A 24,041-nucleotide genomic window follows, 5' to 3' on the forward strand; every position below is an offset into this window, starting at 1 on the left:
AAAAGTGCTAATCTGTTAATTTAATGGATTAGCACTTTTTTTATATAAAAATCTATGACATTAAATAAGTTTCATTCATCGGTGTAGTGGTAATTTAAATCAGAGATGATTAGGGAATTTGAAAATACATATGAAGGTTCATTTTGTTTTTATAAACAACTGGTTCACATACTTAACAGAGTTGGAGAAATCAGGTGAAAGATTCACAATGTACAAGCTTTTCTATGTTAAAATGTGAATCAAAGGAGTGGAAGTTTGCCATGGAATTAAATGCTTATATTGGAAGAGCGAGGAACAGGGAAGTCACATGAAATCATTGAAGAAATTAAAAGTAAAATGAAACAAGATCCACTAGGTGATCCCATTGTATTAATTGCTCCTACGCAAAATACTTTTCAACTCGAACAAGCATTTGTAAACGATCCTGAACTAAGTGGTAGTCTTAGAACAGAAGTGCTACACTTTGAACGTTTGAGTTACCGCGTGTTTCAAGAAGTCGGTGGCTTGATGGAACAACAGTTATCAAAAGCAGGTACAGAGATGATGATTTATGATATCATCCAACAACATCAAACAGAGTTGAAACTTTATCGCTCTCAAGTTAAATACTATGGTTTTAGTGAAAAACTTTATGAACAAATACAAGATTTTAAAAAATATGCAGTTTCTCCAGAACAATTAGAGGAATATATAGCTGCAAATCACTTACAAACACGCACGAAACATAAATTGCAGGACATTGCGCTCATTTATAAACATTTAGAAGATAGAATAAATGGTGAATATGTATCAACTGAGGATTCTCTTCAACGCTTTATAACGATGATGGATCAATCTGAGTGGTTGAAGCGAGCTGAAATATATATCGATGGTTTTCATAACTTTTCGACGTTAGAATATCAAATTATTCGAAGCTTAGTAAGTTATGCGAAAAAGGTTACCGTGGTGTTAACTACAGATGGAGACAAAGATACGTTTAGTTTATTTAGAAAACCATCTGAATCTTTAACGCATATTGAAGACATCGCTAATGACTTAAATATTAAGGTGAATACTAAACATTTTAACGAAACAAAGCGTTTTAACAATAATGATTTAACACATTTAGAGCATAACTTTAATGCATTGCAATTCGAGCCAATCCAGGTACAAGGTAATATTGAAATTCTAGAGGCCTCTGTAATGCGTGAAGAAATTAATGAAGTAGCGCGTCGTATATTGAGAGAAAACCGCGAACAAGGTCGACGTTTTCAAGATATCGCAATTTTATATAGAGATGAATCTTATGCATATTTAATGGAATCGATTTTGCCGCAATACGATATTCCATACAATATAGACATTAAAGAATCTATGACGCATCACCCTATTATGGAAATGATACGCTCACTCATTGAAGTTATACAAACGAATTGGAATTTTGATCCACTCATGCGTCTATTTAAGACAAATATACTATCTAAAAAGTTTAAAGATAGTCATTATCTTATTGATATTTTAGAAAACTTTGTACTTGAACGGGGTATCTATGGCAAACGTTGGATTGATGAAAAATACTTCCATGTTGAACAATTTAGGAAAATGGGCTTAAAACGCCAACCATTAACTGATGAAGAACGTGAAACGTTTGAACGTGTAATTCAAATGAAAACAGATGTTATTGATAAAGTGATGATGTTTGAAGAAAAAATGAATACTGCTACAACTGCAATTGAATTTGCGACAGCTTTTTATGAAGCGATAGAAGCATTTGATTTACCAAGTCAATTGATGACAGAGCGAGACACATTAGATGTTGAGGGTGAACATAAAAAAGCAGAAGAAATTGACCAGATATGGAATGGTTTTATTCAAACATTGGACGATTTAGTTACTGTTTTTGGCGAACAGACTATGACTCAGACACGTTTTTTAGAATTGTTTGATATTGGATTAGAGCAATTAGAATTTGTGATGATACCACAAACGATTGATCAAGTGAGCATAGGGACAATGGATTTAGCTAAAGTTGATAACAAAGTGCATGTATACCTTGTCGGTGTAAATGATGGGGTCATGCCACAAACCGTTTCATCATCGAGTTTGATTACAGACGATGAAAAGAAATACTTCCAAGAACAGTCAACGATAGAATTGAGTCCAACGGCAGATATATTACAAATGGATGAAGCATTTGTGTGCTACATTGCTATGACAAGAAGCCGTGCAGCTGTAACATTTTCTTATTCTTTGATGAGCACAAGTGGAGATGAAAAAGAACCGAGCCCATTTTTAAATCAAATTCAACAGTTATACACAAATTTAGACATTGAAAATATTCATCATCAACACCAAGCTAACCCATTGTCATTAATGGAACATCCACATCAAACTAAAATTGCATTATTTGAATCATTAAAAGCATGGTTAGATGATGAAATTGTCGCTGACACATGGTTAGACACATATCAAGTGATGAGAGACGATGATAACTTAAACGATGGTTTGAGTTATTTATTGTCGGCATTAACGTATGATAATGAAACAGTACAATTAAGTGAATCATTGTCTACAGATTTATATGGTAAGACGATTAATGCAAGTGTATCCAGATTTGAAGGGTATCAGGCCTGTCCATTTAAACATTTCGCATCACATGGCTTACGACTTAACGAACGTACAAAATACAAACTTGAAAATTTTGAATTAGGCGATATTTTCCATCAAGTGTTGAAATTCATTTCAGAAAAAGTGAATGGTGATTTTAAAAACTTAAACACGAAGCAAATTCATAAATTAACAGTAGAGGCTTTATCTGAAATACTACCTGAAGTTCAATTTAACTTGTTGAATTCAACGGCTTACTACCGTTATTTATCACAACGTATCGGTGCTATAGTTGAGACAACATTGACTGCGCTCAAATATCAAGGCAGTCATACAAAATTCACGCCACAACGTTTTGAAGCAGGGTTTAGAAGAAAGCCACGTGATAATAGTGAATTGTTAGCTGAGCCATTGAAGACAACACAAGGTGTTCCAATCAACATTCGTGGACAAATTGACCGTATTGATACATATCAGCATGGTAACCAAAGTTTTGTGAATATTATTGATTATAAGTCTTCAAAATATGGTGGAACACTGGATTTAACTAAAGTTTATTATGGTATGCAAATGCAGATGATGACGTATATGGATATCGTGTTACAAAATAAATCACGTCTAGGTTTAACAGAGATGACTAAACCAGGAGGGCTTTTATATTTTCATGTACATGAACCGCGTATTAAATTGGCGTGGAACCAATTAAACGAAGATAAACGAGATACAGAGTTTATAAATTCATTTAAATTAAGTGGGTTATTAAATAGTGATGACTCTGTATTAGACGCTTTTGATACAAGATTAGAACCAAGTTATAATTCTGATATTGTACCACTTGGATTGAAAAAAGACGGAGGAATTAAAAGTAACAGTAAAGTTGCTGATGAAGAAACAATTTATAAATTAATAAAGCATAATAAAAAGAACTTTATTGAAACTGCATCCAGTATTATGGATGGCCATACAGAAGTTGCACCGATGAAATATAATCAAACGTTGCCTTGTGAATTTTGTAATTATAAATCTGTATGTCATGTAGATGGTGCGATTGATAGCAAACGTTATCGTACTGTAGATGAGTCGATTAATCCGTTAGAAGCAGTGCAAAATGTCGAGTTAGAAAGCGAGGAAGATGAATTATGAGTCAAATCTCAGCAAAGCCAGCTGATACAAGATGGACTGATAACCAATGGAAAAGTATTTATGCCAAAGGACAAGATGTACTTGTAGTCGCGGCTCGCAGGATCAGGAAAAACAGCTGTTTTAGTTGAGCGTATTATTCAGCGAATTATCAAAGATGAAATAGATGTTGATCGCTTACTTGTAGTGACTTTTACAAACGCAAGTGCACGTGAAATGAAACATCGTGTAGATCAACGTATTCAAGAAGCATCCATAGCATCACCTGATAATGCACATTTGAAAAATCAGCGTATCAAAATTCATCAAGCACAAATTTCTACACTCCATAGTTTTTGTTTGAAATTAATACAACATCATTACGATGTTTTGGATATTGATCCTAACTTTAGAACAAGCAGTGAAGCGGAAAATATTTTACTGCTTGAACAGACGATTGATGAAGTATTGGAAAGTCATTATGATGTGTTAGATCCAAGTTTCGTAGATTTAACAGAACAGTTATCATCTGATCGAAATGATGATCAACTACGAAATACGATTAAACAAATGTTTTATTTTAGCGTGGCGAATCCAAATCCCATAACTTGGTTGCAAAATTTAGCTACCCCTTATTATGATGCGGAGCAACAAGATGATTTACTACAATTACTGAATGATTTAGCAATGATTTTTATGAATTCAGCATTAGAAGCGTTGAATAAAAGTTATGATTTATTCATGATGCTAGAAGAAGTAGATAAACAAGTAGCTGTATTAGAGAAGGAACGACAATTTTTAAATCAAGCGATGGAAGGCGGTCAATTGAATACGCAAGTCATTGCTGAACACCAATTTGAAGCGCGTTTTCCAGCTAAGAACAAGAAGATTAAAGAAGCGAATGAGATGATGCTTGATGCATATGATGATGGTAAAAAACACTATGATCAATATAAAGCATTGGTCTCAAAAGTTCAGGAAGATTATTTTTCACGTGAAGCTGAAGAATTGAAACATGATATGCAACGCTTAGCACCGAGAGTATCATATCTAACACAAGTGACAGCAGATGTAATAAAGCAATTTAATTCGAAAAAAGAAGTAGAAATCTCTTGGATTTTTCTGATTATGAACATTTTGCGTTGCGTGTATTAATGAATAATGACGGTACGCCTTCAGAAATTGCGGACATGTACCGCCAACAATTTGAAGAAATTCTTGTTGACGAATATCAAGATACGAACAGAGTTCAAGAGAAAATATTATCGTGTATTAAACGAGGTAATGAATCAGATGGCAACTTATTCATGGTCGGTGACGTGAAACAGTCTATCTATAAATTTAGACAGGCAGATCCAAGTTTATTTATAGGAAAATATAATCGTTTTTCATTAGATGGCTTAGAAAATGGTATGAGAATTGATTTATCACAAAACTTCCGTTCAAGAGAAGAAGTACTGACAACGACTAATTATTTATTCAAACATATGATGGATCAAGCAGTAGGGGAAATTGTATATGACGATGCGGCACAATTGTATTATGGCGCCCCTTACGATGATAAGCCTCATGATGTTCAGATGAATATGTTGGTAGAAGATGCTGAGTCTGATTTAAACGGTGCAGAACAAGAAGCTGAGTATATCGTTCAGCAAGTTGAAAAAATAATGGCTAAACATGAAATATATGATATGAAATTAGAGCAATATCGTAAACCAAGCTATAAAGACATCGTGATACTTGAACGTTCATATGGCCAGGCGCGTAAGATTCAACAGGCGTTTAAAGACCACAATATACCGTTCCATGTGAATAGTAAGGAAGGGTATTTTGAACAAGTAGAAATACGGTTGATATTATCATTTTTAAGAACAGTTGATAATCCATTACAAGATATCTATTTAGTAGGATTAATGCGTTCTGTGATTTATCAATTCACTGAAGATGAATTATCAAATATTCGCGTATTTAGTCCTAATGATGATTATTTTTATCAATCAATTAAAAATTATATGGCAAATGATGTTGCAAATAAAAAATTGGTAAAAAAATTAAATGCGTTTCTAAAAGATATAGAGATGTATCAACATTATAGCCAAAGTCATCCAGTTTATCAGCTGATTGATAAGTTTTATAATGATCATTATGTGATTCAATATTTTAGTGGAATTGTTGGAGGCAAAGGGCGTCGCGCCAATTTATATGGGTTATTTAATAAAGCAGTAGAATTTGAGAATTCCAGTTTCCGTGGTTTATATCAATTTATACGTTTTATAGATGAATTAATAGAACGTGGTAAAGATTTTGGAGAAGAAAACGTTATTGGTCCAAATGATGATGTGGTTAGAATGATGACGATTCATAGTAGTAAAGGGTTAGAATTTCCATTTGTAATATATTCTGGGTTATCTCGTAAGTTCAGAAGAGATGATTTACATAGACCAGTGATCTTAAATCAAACTTATGGTTTAGGAATGACTTATTACGATGTGGAAAGTAACTTATCATACCCTTCGCTATCATCCGTTACGTATAAAGCCATTGCAGAAAAAGAAATGGTCTCTGAAGAAATGAGACTCATATACGTTGCGCTCACACGTGCAAAAGAACAATTATTTTTAATTGGACGTGTTAAGGATGAGAAGGAATTAACTCAGTTTGAACAAGTTTCTGTGTCGGATACCCATTTGCCTGTAAGTTATCGACTAACTGCGCAAAGACCGATTGATATGATTTACCCAATATTGTCAAAACATCAGTCGTCTGCTTTACCGATTGAATTGCGTTTTGAACGCTCAATTGGTGACATCGATGCAACGATGAAACCCTATGTTCAATTGAATACAGATTTTTATCAAGATATTGCATCAGAAGCGGTAGTAGAAGAAAGTGAACGTCGCACGATAGAAGATATTGAGACAATGAATACGAATGATGAAGCAATTAAATCACAAATTCATCAACAGCTGAGCTATACGTATCCGTATCAAGATGCTATCGATAAACCTTCGAAGCAGTCCGTATCTGAATTAAAACGTCAATTAGACACGGAACAAGCAGATACAAATTATGATAGAGTGAGACAATATCGTATAGGAACATCGTCTTATGAAAGACCTGGCTTTTTAAGTCATAGCTCTAAAAGGAAAGCAAATGAAGTTGGTACACTGATGCATACAGTGATGCAACATCTACCATTTAAACGCGACGGCCTATCACAAAGTGAATTACATGCACATATTGATCACATGATTGAAAAACATATCATACCGGAAGATGCGAAAGACGATATTCGCTATGAGGATATCTACACTTTTATTGATAGTAAACTCTATGCAACCATTGCATCCAGTGATGAAATATATCGTGAATTACCATTCGTTGTGAATCAATCCAATGTGGATCATTTAAAAACAGTTGACGAAGATGCTTCAATCATTCAAGGTATGATAGACCTTATATTTTTAAAAGATAATCAATATTATTTTGTAGATTATAAGACAGACGCATTTAATAGACGTCGAAATATGTCAGATGAAGAAATTGGTGCTCAATTAAGACAGCGTTATAAGATACAGATGGAATATTACCGCACCACACTAGAAACAATATTAAAAACCGAAGTTAAAGGATATTTATATTTCTTTAAATTTGGTCAACTTACAATTGATACTTAAATTTCCAAAAGAGGTGCTATATTGTGTCACCGCAACGCAGATTATTTGAATTAGATGCATTACGTGGTTTTAGTTTGTTTGGCATCATATTAATGAATATTTTAGTTTTTAGTTTTCCTTATGAGGAAACATATCTACCTGGAGTATTGCACGGCGCCGATGAATGGCTATTCCGCGTTGTTACACTTTTCGTTATCAGTTCATTTTATCCAATATTTACAATGTTATTTGGATATGGATTAGCCATTATGTATGAAAATAGTAAACGTAGAGGGATGTCTTATTATCCTTTTATATATCGAAGATTAGTAGTTTTAATTATTTTTGGTGTACTACATGGCTATTTTTTATTTAATGGAGATATTTTATTTGGTTATGGTTTTACCGGTATGATTGCAGTGTTATTTATCAAATTGAAACCTAAGACTTTAATTAAATCAGCTGTTGGTTTATTTATAATGAAAATTGTCATATTGGTGATTCCAATTTCTTTAGCGTACTGGAATAAAGGACGACATGAAGCGAGTAATTATTCAGGTAAGTCACTCGCACAATTGGTTGATATCAAACAAAACGGTCATTACTTTGAATTCTTACAAGTTAATGGATTGGAAAGTAAATATAGTGTTATAGATATTGTTACAAGAGCCGCATATCTTGATCTTTTACCTTACATACTTATAGGTATTGCCGCACAAAAATTAAGTTTAATAACTAAGATTCAAAACAACCCACGCAGTGCCATGACTTGGGGCAGTACTTTATTTATTATCGGTTATTTTATTAAACTTCCATTTGCTTTAGATTATGCAAACAATACATTTTCAATCATAAGTTCAATGGTTGGCGGTCCGATTCTTGCGATGGGATACATTTTGATCTTTGTTCGTTTATGTCAATATGCCAAAACTGCGAAAGTACTAGACATTTTTAAATATCCTGGAAAACTCAGTTTATCAGTTTATATATCACAAAGTATCATTTTCACATTCATTTATTATGACGTAGGCTTAAGTTTATACAACAAGTTACCGCTCTATCAATCTTATATTATTGTAGTAGTGGTATATAGTTTGCAACTTTTAGCTTGTTATTATTATTTGAAATTCTTTAAATATGGACCCATCGAGTGGTTATGGCGAAAAATTACTTACTTAAAATAAGACACATTAGAGACAAAACAATAGAATTTTGAAAATTCTAGTTATTTATTTGTTATTTAGTAGTAAATATAGTTATAATATGTAATAAGATATAGATGAGGAGCTGATATTGAATGAAATTCCTATCATTCAGACATGAAGGACAGACATCATATGGTGTGAAAGTAAAACGTGAAGAAGCTGCGTGGGACTTACAAAAAGTTTTTGCAGATTTTTCTGAGGGCACATTCCATCCTAAAACGTTATTAGACGGCCTTCAACAAAACCAAGTCGTAGATTTTCAAGAAGAAGTTCGTAAAGCAGTTGTTGCCGCAGAGGATAGTGGTAAAGGCGAAGATTATAAAGTACAATTTGCTGACATTGAATTTTTACCACCAGTAACACCAACTAATAATGTCATTGCCTTTGGACGTAATTATCAAGATCATGCTAACGAATTAAATCACCAAGTTCAACGCTTGTACGTATTTACTAAAGCCGCTTCTTCATTAACTGGAGATAATAGTACAATTCCTAATCATAAAGATATTACAGATCAATTAGATTATGAAGGGGAATTAGGTATTGTTATTGGAAAATCTGGTGAAAAAATACCAAAAGGCTTAGCATTAGATTACATTTACGGTTATACAATTATTAATGATATTACAGACCGTAAAGCTCAAGATGCACAAGATCAAGCATTCTTATCTAAAAGTTTAACTGGCGGATGCCCAGTTGGACCTTACATCGTAACTAAAGATGAATTACCTACACCTGAAGACGTAAATATTGTTACAAAAGTAAACAATGATATTCGTCAAGATGGTAATACGAGTGCAATGATTCTTAAAATAGATGAATTAATTGAAGAAATTTCTAAATATGTTGCTTTACATCCAGGTGACATTATTGCAACTGGCACACCTGTTGGCGTAGGCGCAGGAATGAATCCTCCGCAATTTTTACAACCAGGTGATGAAGTTAAAGTTACAATTGATAACATTGGTACACTGACTAATTTTATCGCAGAAAAATAAACGATATATATTAACCGGGCTAACGTATGTGATGCCCGGTTTTAATATGCGAAAAATAGAATTAACATTGCAATAATGGGCATATTCAAATAAAATAAGTAGTGCAGAATTTCTTTTTTGAAAAATATACTTATTTTGAGTATGATTAAGAAAGGCACCTTTTATTTTACTAATTAAAAGGTGCAACATACTTCTGTTTTACATATTATTGAAGTAAAAATTGTGTGGGGGTTATATATTATGTTACACATGCATATTGCAAGTTGGGTGTTATTAATAATCTTGTTCTTTGTCGCTTATTTTAATTTTTCAGTAAAACAAGGCGCATCACCTTACTTTAAACCGATTCATATGCTCTTAAGAGTGTTTATGGTATTAGTTTTAATTTCAGGTTTTTGGACGTGGATTCAAGCATTTTCATCTGGTAACGCTGGTGGGCATATGTTACTTACATTGAAAATGATTGGTGGCGTAGCAGTAGTTGCACTCATGGAAGTGTCACTTGCAAAACGTAAAAAAGGTCAATCAAGTCATAGTTTATTGTGGACAACGATTATTGTTATTTTAATTACTATGCTTTTAGGTGTTATCTTGCCATGGGGACCAATTACGCAACTATTTGGTTTATAAAAAATTTAAAACATAAATCAAGTTCAATTAAAAAGGGATCTTCCAATTTTGGAAGATCCCTTTTTAGTTTGAATCATTAGTGCTATTTATTACGCGCTTTGTAACCAATCATATTAATGATATCTTTAGGTCTACTATAGGGCGGGGCATAAGCAACTTCAAATTCTGTTAGTTCGTCTATAGTTAATTTATGCATCATTGCCATAGAGAGCACATCTATACGTTTGTCTGCACCTTTCTTTCCAACAGCGACCGCACGTAAAATACGTCGGTTCGTTTTGTCAAAATGAATGCGTAAATGTAACTTTGAATTACCTGGATAATAACCGGCATGTTCTCCTTGTTTGGCTTCAACAGTTCCATAGTCGAAGTTCGAAAGTTCTTGTGGAGATACACCGACACTTGCAAATGTATAATCGAAAAATTTCACAATATTTGAACCTAAATAGCCTTTAAATTGTATAGATGGGTCACCGGCTAATTGTTCTGCAATGATACTTGCACCACGATGAGCACCCCAAGCTAACGGGATATGTGCATTTAAATCTACATGGCGATAATGTGAAGTGATAATATCGCCTAAAGCATAGATGTTAGGAATGTTAGTTTGAAACTGATCATTCACTGGCACATAGCCTTTGTCATCAAGAATGACATTGGATGACTCAATAAATGCTGAATTTGGTTTGACTCCGATACCTTCTATTATAAGGTCGTAATCTTCGACTTTACCTGACTCAAAGTGTACTTCATTACCAATGACTTTGGACACTTGTTCATTTAAACGATAGTCTATATGTCTTTTCTCAATTTCATCGATAATTGGCTGATTCATGTCTTCGTCCATTAATTTATTGAGATGTGTTGAACGATGGACTAATGTAGGTGCGATACCTCTTTCATATAAATTATCTAGAATTTCTAAACCAATATAGCCAGCGCCGATTACGAGTGCTTTTTTTACTTGGTTTGCTTCTATAAAGGATTCAATTGCATCTGTATCTTCCATATTTCTTAAAGTGAATGTCATATCGCTGTTTAAGTTTAACGTATTAGCGCTACAACCAGGGCTTAGAATTAATGTGTCATATCGTTCTTCAAAGGTTTTATCTTGTACGTAATCGTAAACAGTTATGGTTTGTGAAGTATCATTGATTGAGGTTACTTCATGATAAGGTTTCACTACAATTTGTTTAGCATCGTAAAATGATTCTGGTGTTGCTTCTAATATTTGATCTCTTGATGCTACGACATTTCCTAAATAATAGGGCAATGCACAGTTCGCAAAACTCATATCACGATCTTTTTCGAAGACCACGATTTCACTTTCTTGATCCAATCTTCTTATTTGGTCGGCAACGGTCGCACCACCAAGCAACAGCACCAACGACTACGATTTTATTCATAATAAATTGCCTCCTAGTGAGTAAATCTCATATTAAATATAAGATTTTACAGTTACTTCATACGGAATGTTTAATTGGAAGTAATCATTTAAGTAACGACCAATACCATCATTATTATTTGAATGCGTGATTTCATTTGCAATATGTTTTAACTCATCCAAGCCATTTTCCATTGCGATACCATGTTTTGCGTATTTAATCATTTCTAAATCATTATCTTCATCGCCGAATGCGATAATATGATTTCTATCAATGTCTAAATGTGTTTTAACATAATCAATACCGCGTGCTTTGTTGATACCTTGTTTTACAATTTCTATAACTGGGAAAGGTGAACCCCATCTACGGTGTTCAATATTTTCTGCATAGAATCGTGTAAGCATTTGTTTAACTCTAGGGATCATAAATTCTTCTGCTTCTACTAAAATTGAAGTCGGTGATTCATTTAAACAAGTAAGTAAATCGCCTGTTTCAATTTTTGGCGTACCCATGGAAAAACCATCGAATAATTTTTGATCATAGCTATTAAGAAATACATAATCTTTCACTTCGCAATAATATTAGTAACGCCAAAATCATTTAAAGATTGAATAATATTTCGAGCTAAATCAAAATCTAATCTTTCATGCATTGTTTCAAATTGATCATCTTTTGGATGATGTACAAATGCGCCATTAAAGTTAACGACAGGTGTATTCATATTAAGTTCATGATAATAAATTTGGCTTGCTCTGTAAGGTCGACCAGTAGCAATCATTAATTTGTGACCTTGATTTTGTAAAGTTGTTAGTACTTCTTTGGTATATGGTGTGATCACTTTTTCATCGTTCAAAAGTGTTCCGTCTAAATCTAGACAAATTAAATAAGGTTTCATGTAAATCTCCTTAATCTTTGATAATTGATGTATGAATATCATAGCATTTTATTGGCGTTTTGTAAGATATTTGATATATTGTTAATAAGATTAAATACGAAGAGGTGAAATTTATGGAGGAAGATTTAAAAGATAGCATATTAGGTGCTTTAGAAATGGTAATTGACCCTGAGTTAGGAATTGATATTGTGAACTTAGGCTTAATATATAATGTGAATGTTGATGATGAAGGCTTATGCACAGTAGATATGACACTGACTTCTATGGGTTGTCCAATGGGGCCGCAGATTATGAATCAAGTGAAAGAAGTATTAGCTGAAGTTCCGGAAGTTAAGGATACAGAGATTAATATCGTTTGGAGTCCACCATGGGGCAAAGATAAGATGTCTCGTTACGCTAAAATTGCTTTAGGTGTAAGCTAAGCTTTAATATTTAGAATGAAAACTAGTCTAGTAAGTACGTTTTTAAATGTACTTTCACTTAGGCTAGTTTTTTTGTTTGAAAACTTTGAGCAATTTAAGGTATTTATTTTTATATTGTTCAATTCATTAAAAGTGTTGTGGTAATAGGTTGCTACGCAGAATTATCTTATCGTTATATTAAGACACCGTTTAGAAAGAATGGTTTCAAAATATTTACGTTAAATAAGCTTAACAAGGGTATATTTATTAGAACTGTAATATTGATTATTATTTTGATTCCAACGCTATTCGTTTTTGTAGGAACCTTTGAACATTGAGGTAAAAATACAGATTCTAATAAAAAACAACTTTTAATACAGTAAAAATTGAGAAAAATTTAGTACATACCATACCATCTGAAGAACAATTAGATGAATTAATTGGTAATTTTAGTAGCGCTAAAGTTTATTTGAAAAACACGCGTGTACTAAGAAAGTATGAGAGACACGTTAATGTGTCGATGAATAATGCGGCTGAAAAGCATGATAATGTCACGCTCATCGATTGGTACAAACGTTTTGAGGGTCACTCTGAATACTTTGCACCAAATGGTATTCATTTAGAAAAGTCAGGTATTGAAGCTATGACTGATGAAATATTAAAACATATACTATCTAAAAAATTATGCATAATGTAGAAAGTAATATGTGAAAGTTTGTGATTAAAAGTATATAAAAACGCCCCCAATTTTTGAGGACGTTCAGAATATCAACAAATTCTTATGCTTTGTCGACATTTTTATGCATGTTTTCCAAGGCAATAGCTTCAAACTGTAGTCTTTGTCTATTGCTGTATTTACTAGTCAAGAGTGGTCGTAAAGTAGCAATATGATTAATTGCACCTTTATTCTTTAATATTTTTTATCTTCTTTATGAATAGGGTAGTCATTCGCACTCATATCACGTCTTGTCATGAGGCCATTGGCATTAAATTTCCAATGTTCATTACCATGTGTACGCATCCACTGATTTGTACTTGCATCTCGCCATTCGTATTCAAATCTAACAGATATACGATTGTCAGTATAGCACCACAATGCTTTCATTAATTTATAATCTAGTTCTTTATCCCATTTTCTATAAAGAAATGCTTTTATTTGCTCACGACCTTCGAAAAATTCACTACGATTTCTCCAAACTGAGTCTTCTGTATATGCTAAGCACACTTGTTCTGGATTTCTAGTATTCCATGCAGTTTCTGCCATTTTCACTTTTTGTAAGGCGGTCTGCGCATTGAAAGGTGGCACAGGCGTTTTCATTTCTTCGGTCATTTTGGACACATCCTTTATTGTAAAGTTACAAGCAGTCTAGCAGAGTATATATTTTAATCCAATTTTTACAATGTCATTTAAAAGTATAAAAACAGTGTTTAAGCGTAGTAGAAAATGGGCAAAACACTGATATACACTGACTTATAAAAGAATAAAATAAATTTTAAAATGTAGACTAATTTGTTGATTATTTAAATGAAAAGGACTATAATTAAATTAAGGTCAAAGAAAGTCAAAGTCAAACTTGATTTGTTTTGATCAAACTCTTAATGGTGAGGTGAATCATTTTGGATATTAATCAAATGACCTATGCAGTTCAAGGTGCTTTACAAAAAGCAGTTGAATTGGCAAAAGAAAATGAGAATCAAAATATAGAAATTGAAGCTGTGCTTAAAGCAAGCACTTGAAGAAAATGAAAGCTTATTTAAAAGTGTTCTAGAAAGAGCAAATATTGATACAGAACAACTTGTTAAAGCATATAATGAAAAATTAAAAAGTTATCCATCGGTTCAAGGAGAAAACATTCAATATGGGCAATACATCAGTCCTAAAGCAAATGAACTTATAAATAAAGCAGAATCTTATATGAAGTCCTATGAAGATGAATATATATCTATGGAACATCTTATACTTTCTGCCATGGAAATTGATGAAACAACAAAACAGTTTATCGGTAACAAAAAAGAGGTCATCGAAGAAATTATTAAAAAAATAAGAGGGGGTAATCACGTGACGTCACAAAATCCAGAATCAAATTATGAAGCATTAGAAAAATATGGTCGCGATTTAGTTGAAGAAGTACGTAAAGGTAATATGGACCCAGTCATTGGTCGTGACGAAGAAATTAGAAATACAGTCAGAATTTTAAGTAGAAAAACAAAAAACAACCCAGTATTGATTGGTGAACCTGGTGTTGGTAAAACAGCTATTGTTGAAGGTCTGGCCCAACGTATTGTACGTAAAGATGTGCCTGAATCTTTACTAGATAAAACGATTTTTGAATTAGATTTAAGTGCACTTGTAGCAGGTGCCAAATATCGTGGTGAATTTGAAGAACGTTTGAAAGCAGTATTAAAAGAAGTGAAAGATTCAGATGGCAGAATTTTATTATTTATTGATGAAATCCATATGCTTGTTGGTGCGGGTAAAACAGAAGGCGCTATGGACGCTGGTAATATGTTGAAACCTATGCTTGCACGCGGTGAATTACATTGTATTGGTGCAACAACGTTAAATGAATACAGAGAATATATTGAAAAAGATTCGGCTTTAGAACGTCGTTTCCAAAAAGTAAATGTATCTGAACCTGATGTAGAAGACACAATTTCAATTTTACGTGGACTAAAAGAGCGTTACGAAGTGTATCACGGTGTCCGTATACAAGACAAAGCAATCGTAGCAACTGCAGAATTATCAGATCGCTATATCACAGATCGTTTCTTACCTGATAAAGCGATTGATTTAGTGGATCAAGCTTGTGCAACAATCCGTACTGAAATGGGTTCTAATCCTACTGAACTAGATCAAGTCAATAGACGAGTGATGCAATTAGAAATAGAAGAAAGTGCCTTAAAAAATGAATCTGACAATTTAAGTAAACAGCGTTTACAAGAATTGCAACAAGAATTATCTAATGAAAAAGAAAAACAAAATGCGATACAATCTCGTGTTGAAGAAGAAAAAAGTAAAATAGCAAAACTACAAGAAAAACGTACAGAGTTAGATGAAAGTAGAAAAGCATTAGAAGATGCTGAAAACAATTATGATTTAGAAAAAGCAGCAGAATTACAACATGGTAAAATTCCAGAATTAGAAAAAGAATTACGTGAACTTGAAGATGCATTCCAAAACGAACAAAACGGTGATAATGATCGCATTATTCGTGAAATAGTAACAGATGAAGAAATTGGCGATATCGTTAGTTCTTGGACGGGTATACCAGTATCTAAACTTGTTGAAACTGAAAGAGAAAAATTATTAAATCTATCCGATATTTTACATGAACGTGTAGTAGGACAAGATAAAGCAGTAGATTTAGTTGCAGATGCTGTTGTAAGAGCACGTGCAGGTATTAAAGATCCAAATAGACCTATCGGTAGTTTCTTATTCTTAGGTCCAACAGGTGTCGGTAAAACAGAACTAGCTAAATCATTAGCATCAACGTTATTTGATTCTGAAAAACATATGATTCGTATTGATATGAGTGAATATATGGAAAAACACTCAGTTTCACGTTTAATTGGTGCGCCTCCAGGCTATGTAGGTCATGATGAGGGTGGACAATTAACAGAAGCTGTTCGCCGTAATCCATATTCAGTGATATTGTTAGATGAAATTGAAAAAGCGCATTCAGATGTATTTAATGTGCTTTTACAAATATTAGAAGAAGGTCGTTTAACGGATTCTAAAGGGCGAGAAGTTGATTTTAAAAATACAATTATTATTATGACAAGTAATATAGGTTCTCAAGTGCTATTAGAAAACGTTAAGGATGCAGGTGTCATCACAGATGCAACTGAAAAAGCTGTGATGAATAGCTTAAACCAATACTTCAAACCTGAAATTATCAATCGTATGGATGATATTGTACTCTTTAAACCATTAACAATTGGAGATATGAGTTTAATTGTAGATAAAATATTAGCACAATTGAACATCAGACTTATGTCACAACGACTCTCAATTGATGTGTCTGATAAAGCAAAAGCATGGCTAGGTGAAGAAGCGTATGAACCACAATTTGGTGCTCGACCATTGAAACGTTTTGTTCAAAGACAAATTGAAACACCATTGGCACGTAAAATGATTAAAGAAAACTTAACAGAAGGCACGAAAGTAAACATAGACTTATCGGATGATGGTTTGACATTTGAAGAAATTAAACCAGACACGGAATAAGTATAATTTTAATTAACAAGCTTCTGATAAGTAAAACATTTAAATAGAGCGTCACCTTAAAATAATAATACGAACCCAATAACAGGAATGGTGTAGCACGTAGATAAGAGTCTGAGACATAAATATCCCATTCTCAAATTAAAAGCGAGCAATCTATTAGTTTGATATGCTCCCTTCAAAGTAGACACTTAAAAAGTAAAAACTTTGAAGGGAGTTTTTTTGTGTCTCAAAAACTTAAAGTAGATTTAAATTCACTTCTTATTGCCTTTGACAAATATGAAGAAGGCATGAGTTTTGCGAATATTGTAGATGAATTAAACCTAGATATTCATACAGGTATATTAAGAGATAAATACTATCAATATTTAGATAAAGGTATGGAATCGTTGATTCCAAAATCAAATAACAATAGTTATTCAAAAGAATTTAAAATGAACGTTGTTGATGAATATTTTCATAGTGAGTTATCTTATCGAGATTTAGCGATTAAATACAACGTGCCATCACATAAGACTATAATTAATTGGACAAAACGTTATACTGAGGATAAAGAGAACCAAAATTATTCTTCAATATCTGAGGTGTATATAATGAAAGCGAAAAAAACGACTTATGAAGAAAAATTAAATATCGTTAAATTTTATCTGGATAATGAATTAAGTTACAAAGAAATAGCCCAAAGATTTAATGTTACTTACGGTCAAGTGTACCAATGGATACAAAAATATAAAGAGCATGGCGGCGACGGTCTAATCGATGGTCGAGGTAAAGGTAAACCTCAATCAATATTAACTTCTGAAGAAGTTAATGAAGCTGAAATTAAAGCATTAAAAGAACGTAATAAAATTTTAGAAATGGAAAATAAAGTTTTAAAAAAATATCAAGAAATAGAAAGAGAGATGATGAATCAAAAATCAAACAAATCACGGCATACGAAACGATCCAAACGCTAAAAGAAGAATATCCTGTTCAACAACTATGCCAAACGCTTGGAATTTCAAGATCCAGTTATTATAAATGGATTCATCGCGTACCTACACAAAGAGATGTAGAAAACGAATCTTTAATGGAAGACATACAAGAAATATATGATAAATATAAAGGCATTTATGGTTACAGACGTATTTACATTTATATTCGAATTAAATTAGGTAAAAAAGTGAATCAGAAGCGTATTTATCGATTAATGAAAAAACTGAGGCTAACTGCTGTCATACGTCGTAAGAGAACACCATATAAACGTTCAACGCCTCAAATCACAGCTGAAAATATATTGAATCGTGAATTTCAAGAAGATAAACCTAACGTTAAATGGTTAACTGATGTAACTGAGTTTCGACTTAAAGCTGGAAACAAAGTATATTTAAGTGCTATTTATGATTTAGGTACAAATAAAATAGTTAGTTATGAAACAAGTGCTTCAAATAATAATCAACTCGTATTTAACACTTTTGATAAAGCAGTATGTAATATGGACTCTACCGAAGGTATTCTTTTGCATAGTGAACGAGGGTACCAATACACATCTAGGCGATTTAGAGATAAATTAAATCGCTTTGGCGTAATTCAAAGTATGTCGCGTGTTAGTAGATGTATAGATAATGGACCAATGGAAAGTGTTTGGGGGATTATTAAAAGTGAGATTTATAGAGGAAATAAACATTATTTATTTGAGAATATAGAAAGAGCTAAAATTATTATAGATGATTATATTCATTTTTTTAATAATGAGCGCATCACATTAAAAATGGCTGATCTCGCTTAATACGAGATCAACCTAAAATTTAATTATTTACTTGTCTACTTGACTGGGTGCAGTTCAGTTTCTAATGGATTGCTCGCTTTTCTATGTTAAAATCGGTACAATTATATAAATTCATACAAAAAAATAAGCCACTTTCGTATAATAAAGTTACTCTAACATAACTTTAAAACGAGGTGTCTTATGTATAAGAAGTATAAAAATGTGATTGAAAAGTCGAAATCACTTTATGAAGAACTCATACAAACAGAGATTTTACCTAAGCTCAAATTAGAGATGAATGAAGAAATTAGCAATCAAGATTTAAAAGCTGACAGTGATTTGATGCGACTGCTGACTACAGGATGAGATTGTGCCCGTGGAAAGCGTGCACAAAAAATGCCAACAAAGTCTCTGACTTTGTTGGCATTTTATACGAGTCTAATTATAGACGCGCTCTAATGTTGTTCCTTTGTATCATCATTATTGCCTTTAATAACCATTTCAAATAAAACAATAATAATAGTGAAAAATATCGCGCCTACAATAGGTGTGATGAGGTTAAGCTCGCCACCACCTGCTAAACTATTAAGCACAAAGTTAATCATTTGCAATAAGACAATAGACCAAAATAAAGTTGCGAGGTATTTCATTATGTAATGCCTCCAATATAATATATATAAGTTCATTATAAATAAGAAAGCGCTATTTGTATAGTAGCAAAGTTAGATTCATAGTTTTACATTGTTATAATAGAAGGTTTAAATTATAATTAATCTGTAAAACATCTTATAAGTTAGCTGTTGTTCTTGTATTTGAAATGTGTATTATGTTAAATTAATACCTGGTATTAAAATTAAAATCAAAAATAAGAAGGTGTACAACCATGGACGTGGGTATTAAAGGTTTTGGTGCATACACACCTAAAAATGTTGTAGACAATACCTATTTTGAATCATTTTTAGAAACTTCAGATAAATGGATTTCACAAATGACTGGCATTAAAGAAAGAAGATGGGCAGATGAAGATGAAGAAACTTCAGATTTAGCTTATCATGCAAGTTTAAAAGCGATAGAAGATGCGAATATCGAAGCATCAGAAATTGATATGATTATCGTTGCAACATCAACTGGGGATTTTCCATTTCCTACAGTTGCTAACATATTACAAGAAAAATTAGGCGTTGGCAAAGTTGCTTCAATGGATCAACTTGCGAGCATGTAGTGGGTTTATGTATGCCATGATAAATGCTAAGCAATTTGTTCAATCAGGAGACTATAAAAATATACTTGTTGTTGGTGCAGATAAATTATCTAAGATCACTGATTTTACAGACCGTTCAACTGCAATTTTATTTGGTGATGGTGCTTGGTGCAGTTGTAATTGGAGAAGTATCTGAAGGACGTGGTATTTTAAGCTATGAATTAGGTTCAGATGGTTCAGGTGGTAAGTATCTATATTTAAATCCTGAAAATGGAAAAATATCCATGAACGGACGCGAGGTATTTAAATTTGCTGTAAGAATTATGGGTGAAGCGTCTAACAATGCAGTAGCCAAAGCAAATTTAACTCCTGAAGACGTTGACATGTTTGTACCACATCAAGCAAATATAAGAATTATGGAATCAGCGCGAGAACGCTTAGGCATTCCAAAAGAAAAAATGAGTGTTTCAGTAGATAAATATGGGAATACTTCAGCGGCTTCAATACCGTTAAGCATTTCTCAAGAATTAGAAAATGGCAAGATTAAAGATGATGATGTTCTAGTATTAGTAGGATTTGGTGGCGGTCTTACATGGGGCGCTGTAACTTTAAGATGGGGAAAATAGGAGGATAAAATATGACCAAAGAACAACGTGTTGTAATTACAGGAGTTGGAGCATTATCACCTCTTGGTAATGATGCAAAAACATCATGGAATAATGCTCTAAACGGTGTAAGTGGTATTGATACGATTACACGTGTAGATACAACAGATTATAATGTTCATTTAGCGAGTGAGCTAAAAGATTTTAATATAGAAGACCATATGCCTAAAAAAGAAGCACGACGCATGGATCGATTTACACAGTACGCAGTGGTTGCGACTAGAGAAGCAGTACAAGATGCTAAATTAGTTATTAACGAAGAAACTGCTAATAGAATAGGTGTATGGATTGGGTCTGGTATTGGCGGTATGGAAACATTTGAAATTTCACATAGCCAATTATTAAACCGTGGCCCTAGACGCGTGAGTCCTTTCTTTGTACCAATGCTTATTCCAGACATGGCAGCAGGACAAGTATCAATTGATTTAGGTGCTAAAGGACCTAATGGTGCGACAGTGACTGCATGTGCGACAGGTACGAATTCAATTGGTGAAGCATTTAAAGTTATACAACGTGGTGATGCAGACGCAATGATTTCAGGCGGAGCTGAAGCACCTATAACGCATATGGCGTTAGCAGGTTTCAGTGCAAGTCGTGCCTTATCTACAAATGATGATAAAGAAACAGCTTGTAGACCATTCCAAGAAGGTCGTGATGGTTTTATTATGGGCGAAGGTGCTTGGTGTCGTAGTTCTTGAATCTCTAGAGTCAGCTCAAGCGCGTGACGCAGAAATCTATGCTGAAGTTGTAGGTTATGGTTCAAGTGGCGACGCACATCATATTACTGCACCTTCACCAGAGGGCGAAGGTGGTTCACGTGCAATGCAAGCTGCTTTAGATGATGCTTGGTATAGAAGCTAAGGAAGTGCAATATCTTAATGCACATGGTACAAGTACACCAGTTGGAGATCTAACAGAAATCCAAGCAATTAAAAATACGTTTGGACAAGCTGCAGCATCATTAAAGATAAGTTCAACGAAATCTATGACAGGTCATTTACTTGGTGCGACAGGTGGATTAGAGGCGATATTCTCTGCACTTTCTATTAGAGATAGTCGCATAGCGCCAACAATTCATGCAGATTCTCCAGATCCAGAATGTGATCTTGATATTGTACCAAACAAAGCGGAAGACTTAGAAATTAATTATGCAATGAGTAATAGTTTAGGTTTCGGTGGACACAATGCCGTAATCGTATTGAAAAAGTTTGCTGATTAAATCTATAAACTTTCATTTTAAACGAGTTAAAATGAATATGTCCAAGATATATATAAATTAATGAAAGCAGTCGGAATTTAAAATTCTGGCTGTTTTTTTAGGTTTAGTTTTTATTTTTTCAGTATTAATATGTTTCCGATAATTGCACTTAGAATACATATTTATCATTATTAACTTTATGATGAAAAAATATTGATTTTGAAAATTGTATGTACACAACAAACAATTAATGTATAATAGGAATAATTTCGGAGTCAGGAGGGATGAGATTTGAAGAAATTTATGACGTTATCAATCACTTTGAAAACAAGACTAATAGCGGATTTCATCTTGAATGTAGCAAGTCAAGCGATTTTACCCTTTATGGCTTTATATCTAACGAGCAAAACAAATGCGGTTTTTGCCGGTGCCTTTTTAATGACAAATATTGTTGTTAGTTTTTTCGTGTCTTTTCTAGGTGGATACTTAGGAGACAATTATAATAGGAAGAGAGTCGTTAATTATATACATTTCTTATATGCTATATGCTTAATTATATTAAGTATAACTGTAACTATGGACGGTATCGGTTTAATTATTTTTTGTGCTACTGTATTTATTTTTGAAATTTTATTTGCGGCGAGTCAACCTATTTTTGAAGCGGCTATCATGGATGCGATATACGAAGAGGTAAGGGAATATGTATATCAAGTTAATTATTGGATGTTTAATATTAGTACGGCGATAGGAATGATGTTAGGTGCATTACTATACTTAGGTCACAAGCATTTATTATTTATTATGTTCTTCTTCGCTATGTTAGTGAGTTGGTATTTATTTGAAAAATATTATGATGTAGAACAAATTTATAATAAAAAAGAGCCACTGACCTCTCGCTTTAAACATTTTGTGAATAGTTATCATGTTGTGCTAAAAGATAAATACTATATGATTTTTAATTTAGGAATGATGCTTGGTTTTTATGGCAGAACTCAGTTTAAATTCGTATGTCGTAGTAAGATTGAAAGATGAGTTTGAAGCCTTTCATTTTTTAGGATTTTACATAGATGGCGTAAGGATGTTTACTGTCATTATGATTATCAATACGATCGTGGTAGCGACGTTAACTTTTACAGTGAATCGACTTATAGCGCAAACTTCTAAAAGAGCGGTCTTTATCATCGGTATAGTATTGTATACGGTTGGTTATAGTGTATTGACGTCAGCCAGTGCGTTTTGGATATTGTGTTTATTTGCAATCATTGCCACGTTAGGAGAATTAATTTATTCACCAATTCAAAATGCGCAACGCTTTTTAATGATACCTGATGACAAGCGCAGTACGTATTCTACATTTGGTATGGTCTCATATTATGGTGCCAATGTATTATCTAGATTCGGATTAATTTTGGGTGCGTTTTTACTGCCATGGATGATGTCAGTCTATGTTGCAGTAGTTGTATTAATCGGTTTTGTTTTACTTTACTATGCTTTATTCTTTAACCCCAATATAGAAACAAGATAATAAAAAGACTGTATTAGAGTATTGTGGAAAAATGAACAATATCTAATGCAGTCTTTTATATTGCAAAAGAAATACCGATAGAGAGTAATAAATAAAATAAATTACATACAAATGCAATTTTAACCCATGGCGTAACAAAATAATTTTCTTTTTTTGCTTGCGTCGGTTTGAAAAACTCATCATTTTCGAGTGTGTCTTTATGTTTTTTGTTAGTAAGTTGATATTTTAGTCTTCTAAAACCATAACTTGTAGGATCTAAAATACCTTCTTGAACAACGATAACGATAAAGAAGATGATAGCCAATGCAATGGAAATATAGAAAAAGGTATTGATATAAAGTACTAACGTATGTGAAGTAAATAACCAGACTAATAAAGAGAGTATAGGTGTAAAAATAACCCAAATCAGTAAACTTCTTATGTATTTCATATTAACTCCTCCAATTATACAATAAATTTATTGTAACTTAATAAACCTAAAAAATGAATATAAACTTCTATAAATTCAATTATATCAACACTTGTATAAGACTATAAAATAAATTGTTTAAAAATTCTTTAATAATGTAAAGCAAAACAATATTGCTTTACGCGTAAAGGAAAAG

The 24,041-nt window shown here is 32.9% G+C and carries 10 protein-coding genes and 9 pseudogenes; 14 read left to right on the plus strand and 5 right to left on the minus strand.

The annotated features are described in order from the left end of the window. Window positions 1–260: 260 nt before the first annotated feature. The 5 genes and pseudogenes from addB to ABLV95_RS02330 all read left to right on the plus strand — a co-directional run bounded on the left by addB (window position 261) and on the right by ABLV95_RS02330 (window position 10,194). Window positions 261–3,729, plus strand: a pseudogene (gene addB, locus ABLV95_RS02310) (helicase-exonuclease AddAB subunit AddB). After that, a pseudogene (gene addA / locus ABLV95_RS02315) lies at window positions 3,726–7,382 on the plus strand (helicase-exonuclease AddAB subunit AddA). The pseudogenes addB and addA overlap by 4 nt, the downstream one beginning before the upstream one ends. 23 nt (window positions 7,383–7,405) lie before the next feature. Then, on the plus strand, window positions 7,406–8,545 hold the full coding sequence (locus tag ABLV95_RS02320; RefSeq protein WP_069833049.1) for a DUF418 domain-containing protein: 1,140 nt from the start codon (window positions 7,406–7,408) through the stop codon (window positions 8,543–8,545). Between the two features lie 113 nt (window positions 8,546–8,658). After that, complete coding sequence (locus ABLV95_RS02325) at window positions 8,659–9,564, plus strand: fumarylacetoacetate hydrolase family protein (RefSeq protein WP_460876273.1); 906 nt, start codon at window positions 8,659–8,661, stop codon at window positions 9,562–9,564. A gap of 240 nt (window positions 9,565–9,804) precedes the next feature. Next, entirely contained in the window at window positions 9,805–10,194 is a 390-nt protein-coding gene (locus tag ABLV95_RS02330) for a YisL family protein (RefSeq protein WP_460872494.1), read from the plus strand. Between the two features lie 82 nt (window positions 10,195–10,276). Here ABLV95_RS02330 and ABLV95_RS02335 read toward each other — a convergent pair. Next, window positions 10,277–11,600 (minus strand): annotated as a pseudogene (locus ABLV95_RS02335) (CoA-disulfide reductase). A 32-nt stretch (window positions 11,601–11,632) separates the two neighbouring features. Further along, window positions 11,633–12,474 (minus strand): annotated as a pseudogene (locus tag ABLV95_RS02340) (Cof-type HAD-IIB family hydrolase). A 113-nt stretch (window positions 12,475–12,587) separates the two neighbouring features. On the opposite strand from ABLV95_RS02340, the gene ABLV95_RS02345 reads away from it, so the two are divergent. After that, a complete protein-coding gene (locus ABLV95_RS02345) occupies window positions 12,588–12,896 on the plus strand; it encodes a metal-sulfur cluster assembly factor (protein ID WP_002508116.1) in 309 nt (102 codons plus the stop codon). Between the two features lie 397 nt (window positions 12,897–13,293). Further along, a pseudogene (locus ABLV95_RS02350) lies at window positions 13,294–13,572 on the plus strand (acyltransferase); the annotation flags it as partial. Between the two features lie 213 nt (window positions 13,573–13,785). Here the strand turns inward: ABLV95_RS02350 and ABLV95_RS02355 are convergent. Then, a complete protein-coding gene (locus tag ABLV95_RS02355; protein WP_427705108.1) occupies window positions 13,786–14,205 on the minus strand; it encodes a nuclear transport factor 2 family protein in 420 nt (139 codons plus the stop codon). Window positions 14,206–14,492: 287 nt separating this feature from the next. On the opposite strand from ABLV95_RS02355, the pseudogene clpB reads away from it, so the two are divergent. The 3 genes and pseudogenes from clpB (at window position 14,493) to ABLV95_RS02370 (ending at window position 19,213) form a co-directional block, all read left to right on the plus strand. After that, window positions 14,493–17,103: pseudogene (gene clpB, locus ABLV95_RS02360) on the plus strand (ATP-dependent chaperone ClpB). 164 nt (window positions 17,104–17,267) lie between these two features. Then, window positions 17,268–18,868: pseudogene (locus ABLV95_RS02365) on the plus strand (IS3 family transposase). A gap of 180 nt (window positions 18,869–19,048) precedes the next feature. Then, window positions 19,049–19,213 (plus strand): hypothetical protein, encoded by a 165-nt coding sequence (locus ABLV95_RS02370; RefSeq protein ID WP_427705105.1) that lies wholly within the window; start codon window positions 19,049–19,051, stop codon window positions 19,211–19,213. A gap of 89 nt (window positions 19,214–19,302) precedes the next feature. Here ABLV95_RS02370 and ABLV95_RS02375 read toward each other — a convergent pair whose 3' ends face one another. After that, window positions 19,303–19,497, minus strand: a complete 195-nt coding sequence (locus ABLV95_RS02375; protein ID WP_002508112.1) for a DUF2929 family protein — start codon at window positions 19,495–19,497, stop codon at window positions 19,303–19,305. A gap of 233 nt (window positions 19,498–19,730) precedes the next feature. On the opposite strand from ABLV95_RS02375, the pseudogene ABLV95_RS02380 reads away from it, so the two are divergent. The 4 genes and pseudogenes from ABLV95_RS02380 (at window position 19,731) to ABLV95_RS02395 (ending at window position 23,436) form a co-directional block, all read left to right on the plus strand. Beyond that, window positions 19,731–20,674, plus strand: a pseudogene (locus ABLV95_RS02380) (beta-ketoacyl-ACP synthase III). An 11-nt stretch (window positions 20,675–20,685) separates the two neighbouring features. After that, window positions 20,686–21,932 (plus strand): annotated as a pseudogene (gene fabF, locus ABLV95_RS02385) (beta-ketoacyl-ACP synthase II). Window positions 21,933–22,202: 270 nt separating this feature from the next. Continuing rightward, window positions 22,203–22,943, plus strand: a complete 741-nt coding sequence (locus ABLV95_RS02390; RefSeq protein WP_460876276.1) for an MFS transporter — start codon at window positions 22,203–22,205, stop codon at window positions 22,941–22,943. Beyond that, the gene (locus tag ABLV95_RS02395) at window positions 22,894–23,436 is read left to right on the plus strand and encodes a hypothetical protein (protein WP_460876278.1); all 543 of its coding nucleotides are present in this window, start codon (window positions 22,894–22,896) and stop codon (window positions 23,434–23,436) included. The genes ABLV95_RS02390 and ABLV95_RS02395 overlap by 50 nt, the downstream gene beginning before the upstream one ends. Before the next feature lie 55 nt (window positions 23,437–23,491). On the opposite strand, the gene ABLV95_RS02400 is transcribed toward ABLV95_RS02395, so the two are convergent. Further along, window positions 23,492–23,866 (minus strand): DUF3899 domain-containing protein, encoded by a 375-nt coding sequence (locus ABLV95_RS02400; RefSeq protein ID WP_427705097.1) that lies wholly within the window; start codon window positions 23,864–23,866, stop codon window positions 23,492–23,494. Window positions 23,867–24,041: the final 175 nt, after the last annotated feature.

It is taken from the genome of Staphylococcus sp. Mo2-1 (assembly GCF_046721385.1).
GTDB lineage: Bacteria > Bacillota > Bacilli > Staphylococcales > Staphylococcaceae > Staphylococcus > Staphylococcus equorum_A.

Excerpts from the sequence above, each read along its gene's own strand:
- ABLV95_RS02330 (WP_460872494.1), top strand. The coding sequence starts at position 9,805 with ATGTTACACATGCATATTGCAAGTTGGGTGTTATTAATAATCTTGTTC.
- ABLV95_RS02370 (WP_427705105.1), top strand. The coding sequence starts at position 19,049 with ATGTATAAGAAGTATAAAAATGTGATTGAAAAGTCGAAATCACTTTAT.
- ABLV95_RS02375 (WP_002508112.1), bottom strand. The coding sequence starts at position 19,497 with ATGAAATACCTCGCAACTTTATTTTGGTCTATTGTCTTATTGCAAATG.
- ABLV95_RS02325 (WP_460876273.1), top strand. The coding sequence starts at position 8,659 with ATGAAATTCCTATCATTCAGACATGAAGGACAGACATCATATGGTGTG.
- ABLV95_RS02345 (WP_002508116.1), top strand. The coding sequence starts at position 12,588 with ATGGAGGAAGATTTAAAAGATAGCATATTAGGTGCTTTAGAAATGGTA.
- ABLV95_RS02400 (WP_427705097.1), bottom strand. The coding sequence starts at position 23,866 with ATGAAATACATAAGAAGTTTACTGATTTGGGTTATTTTTACACCTATA.
- ABLV95_RS02355 (WP_427705108.1), bottom strand. The coding sequence starts at position 14,205 with ATGACCGAAGAAATGAAAACGCCTGTGCCACCTTTCAATGCGCAGACC.
- ABLV95_RS02395 (WP_460876278.1), top strand. The coding sequence starts at position 22,894 with ATGGCAGAACTCAGTTTAAATTCGTATGTCGTAGTAAGATTGAAAGAT.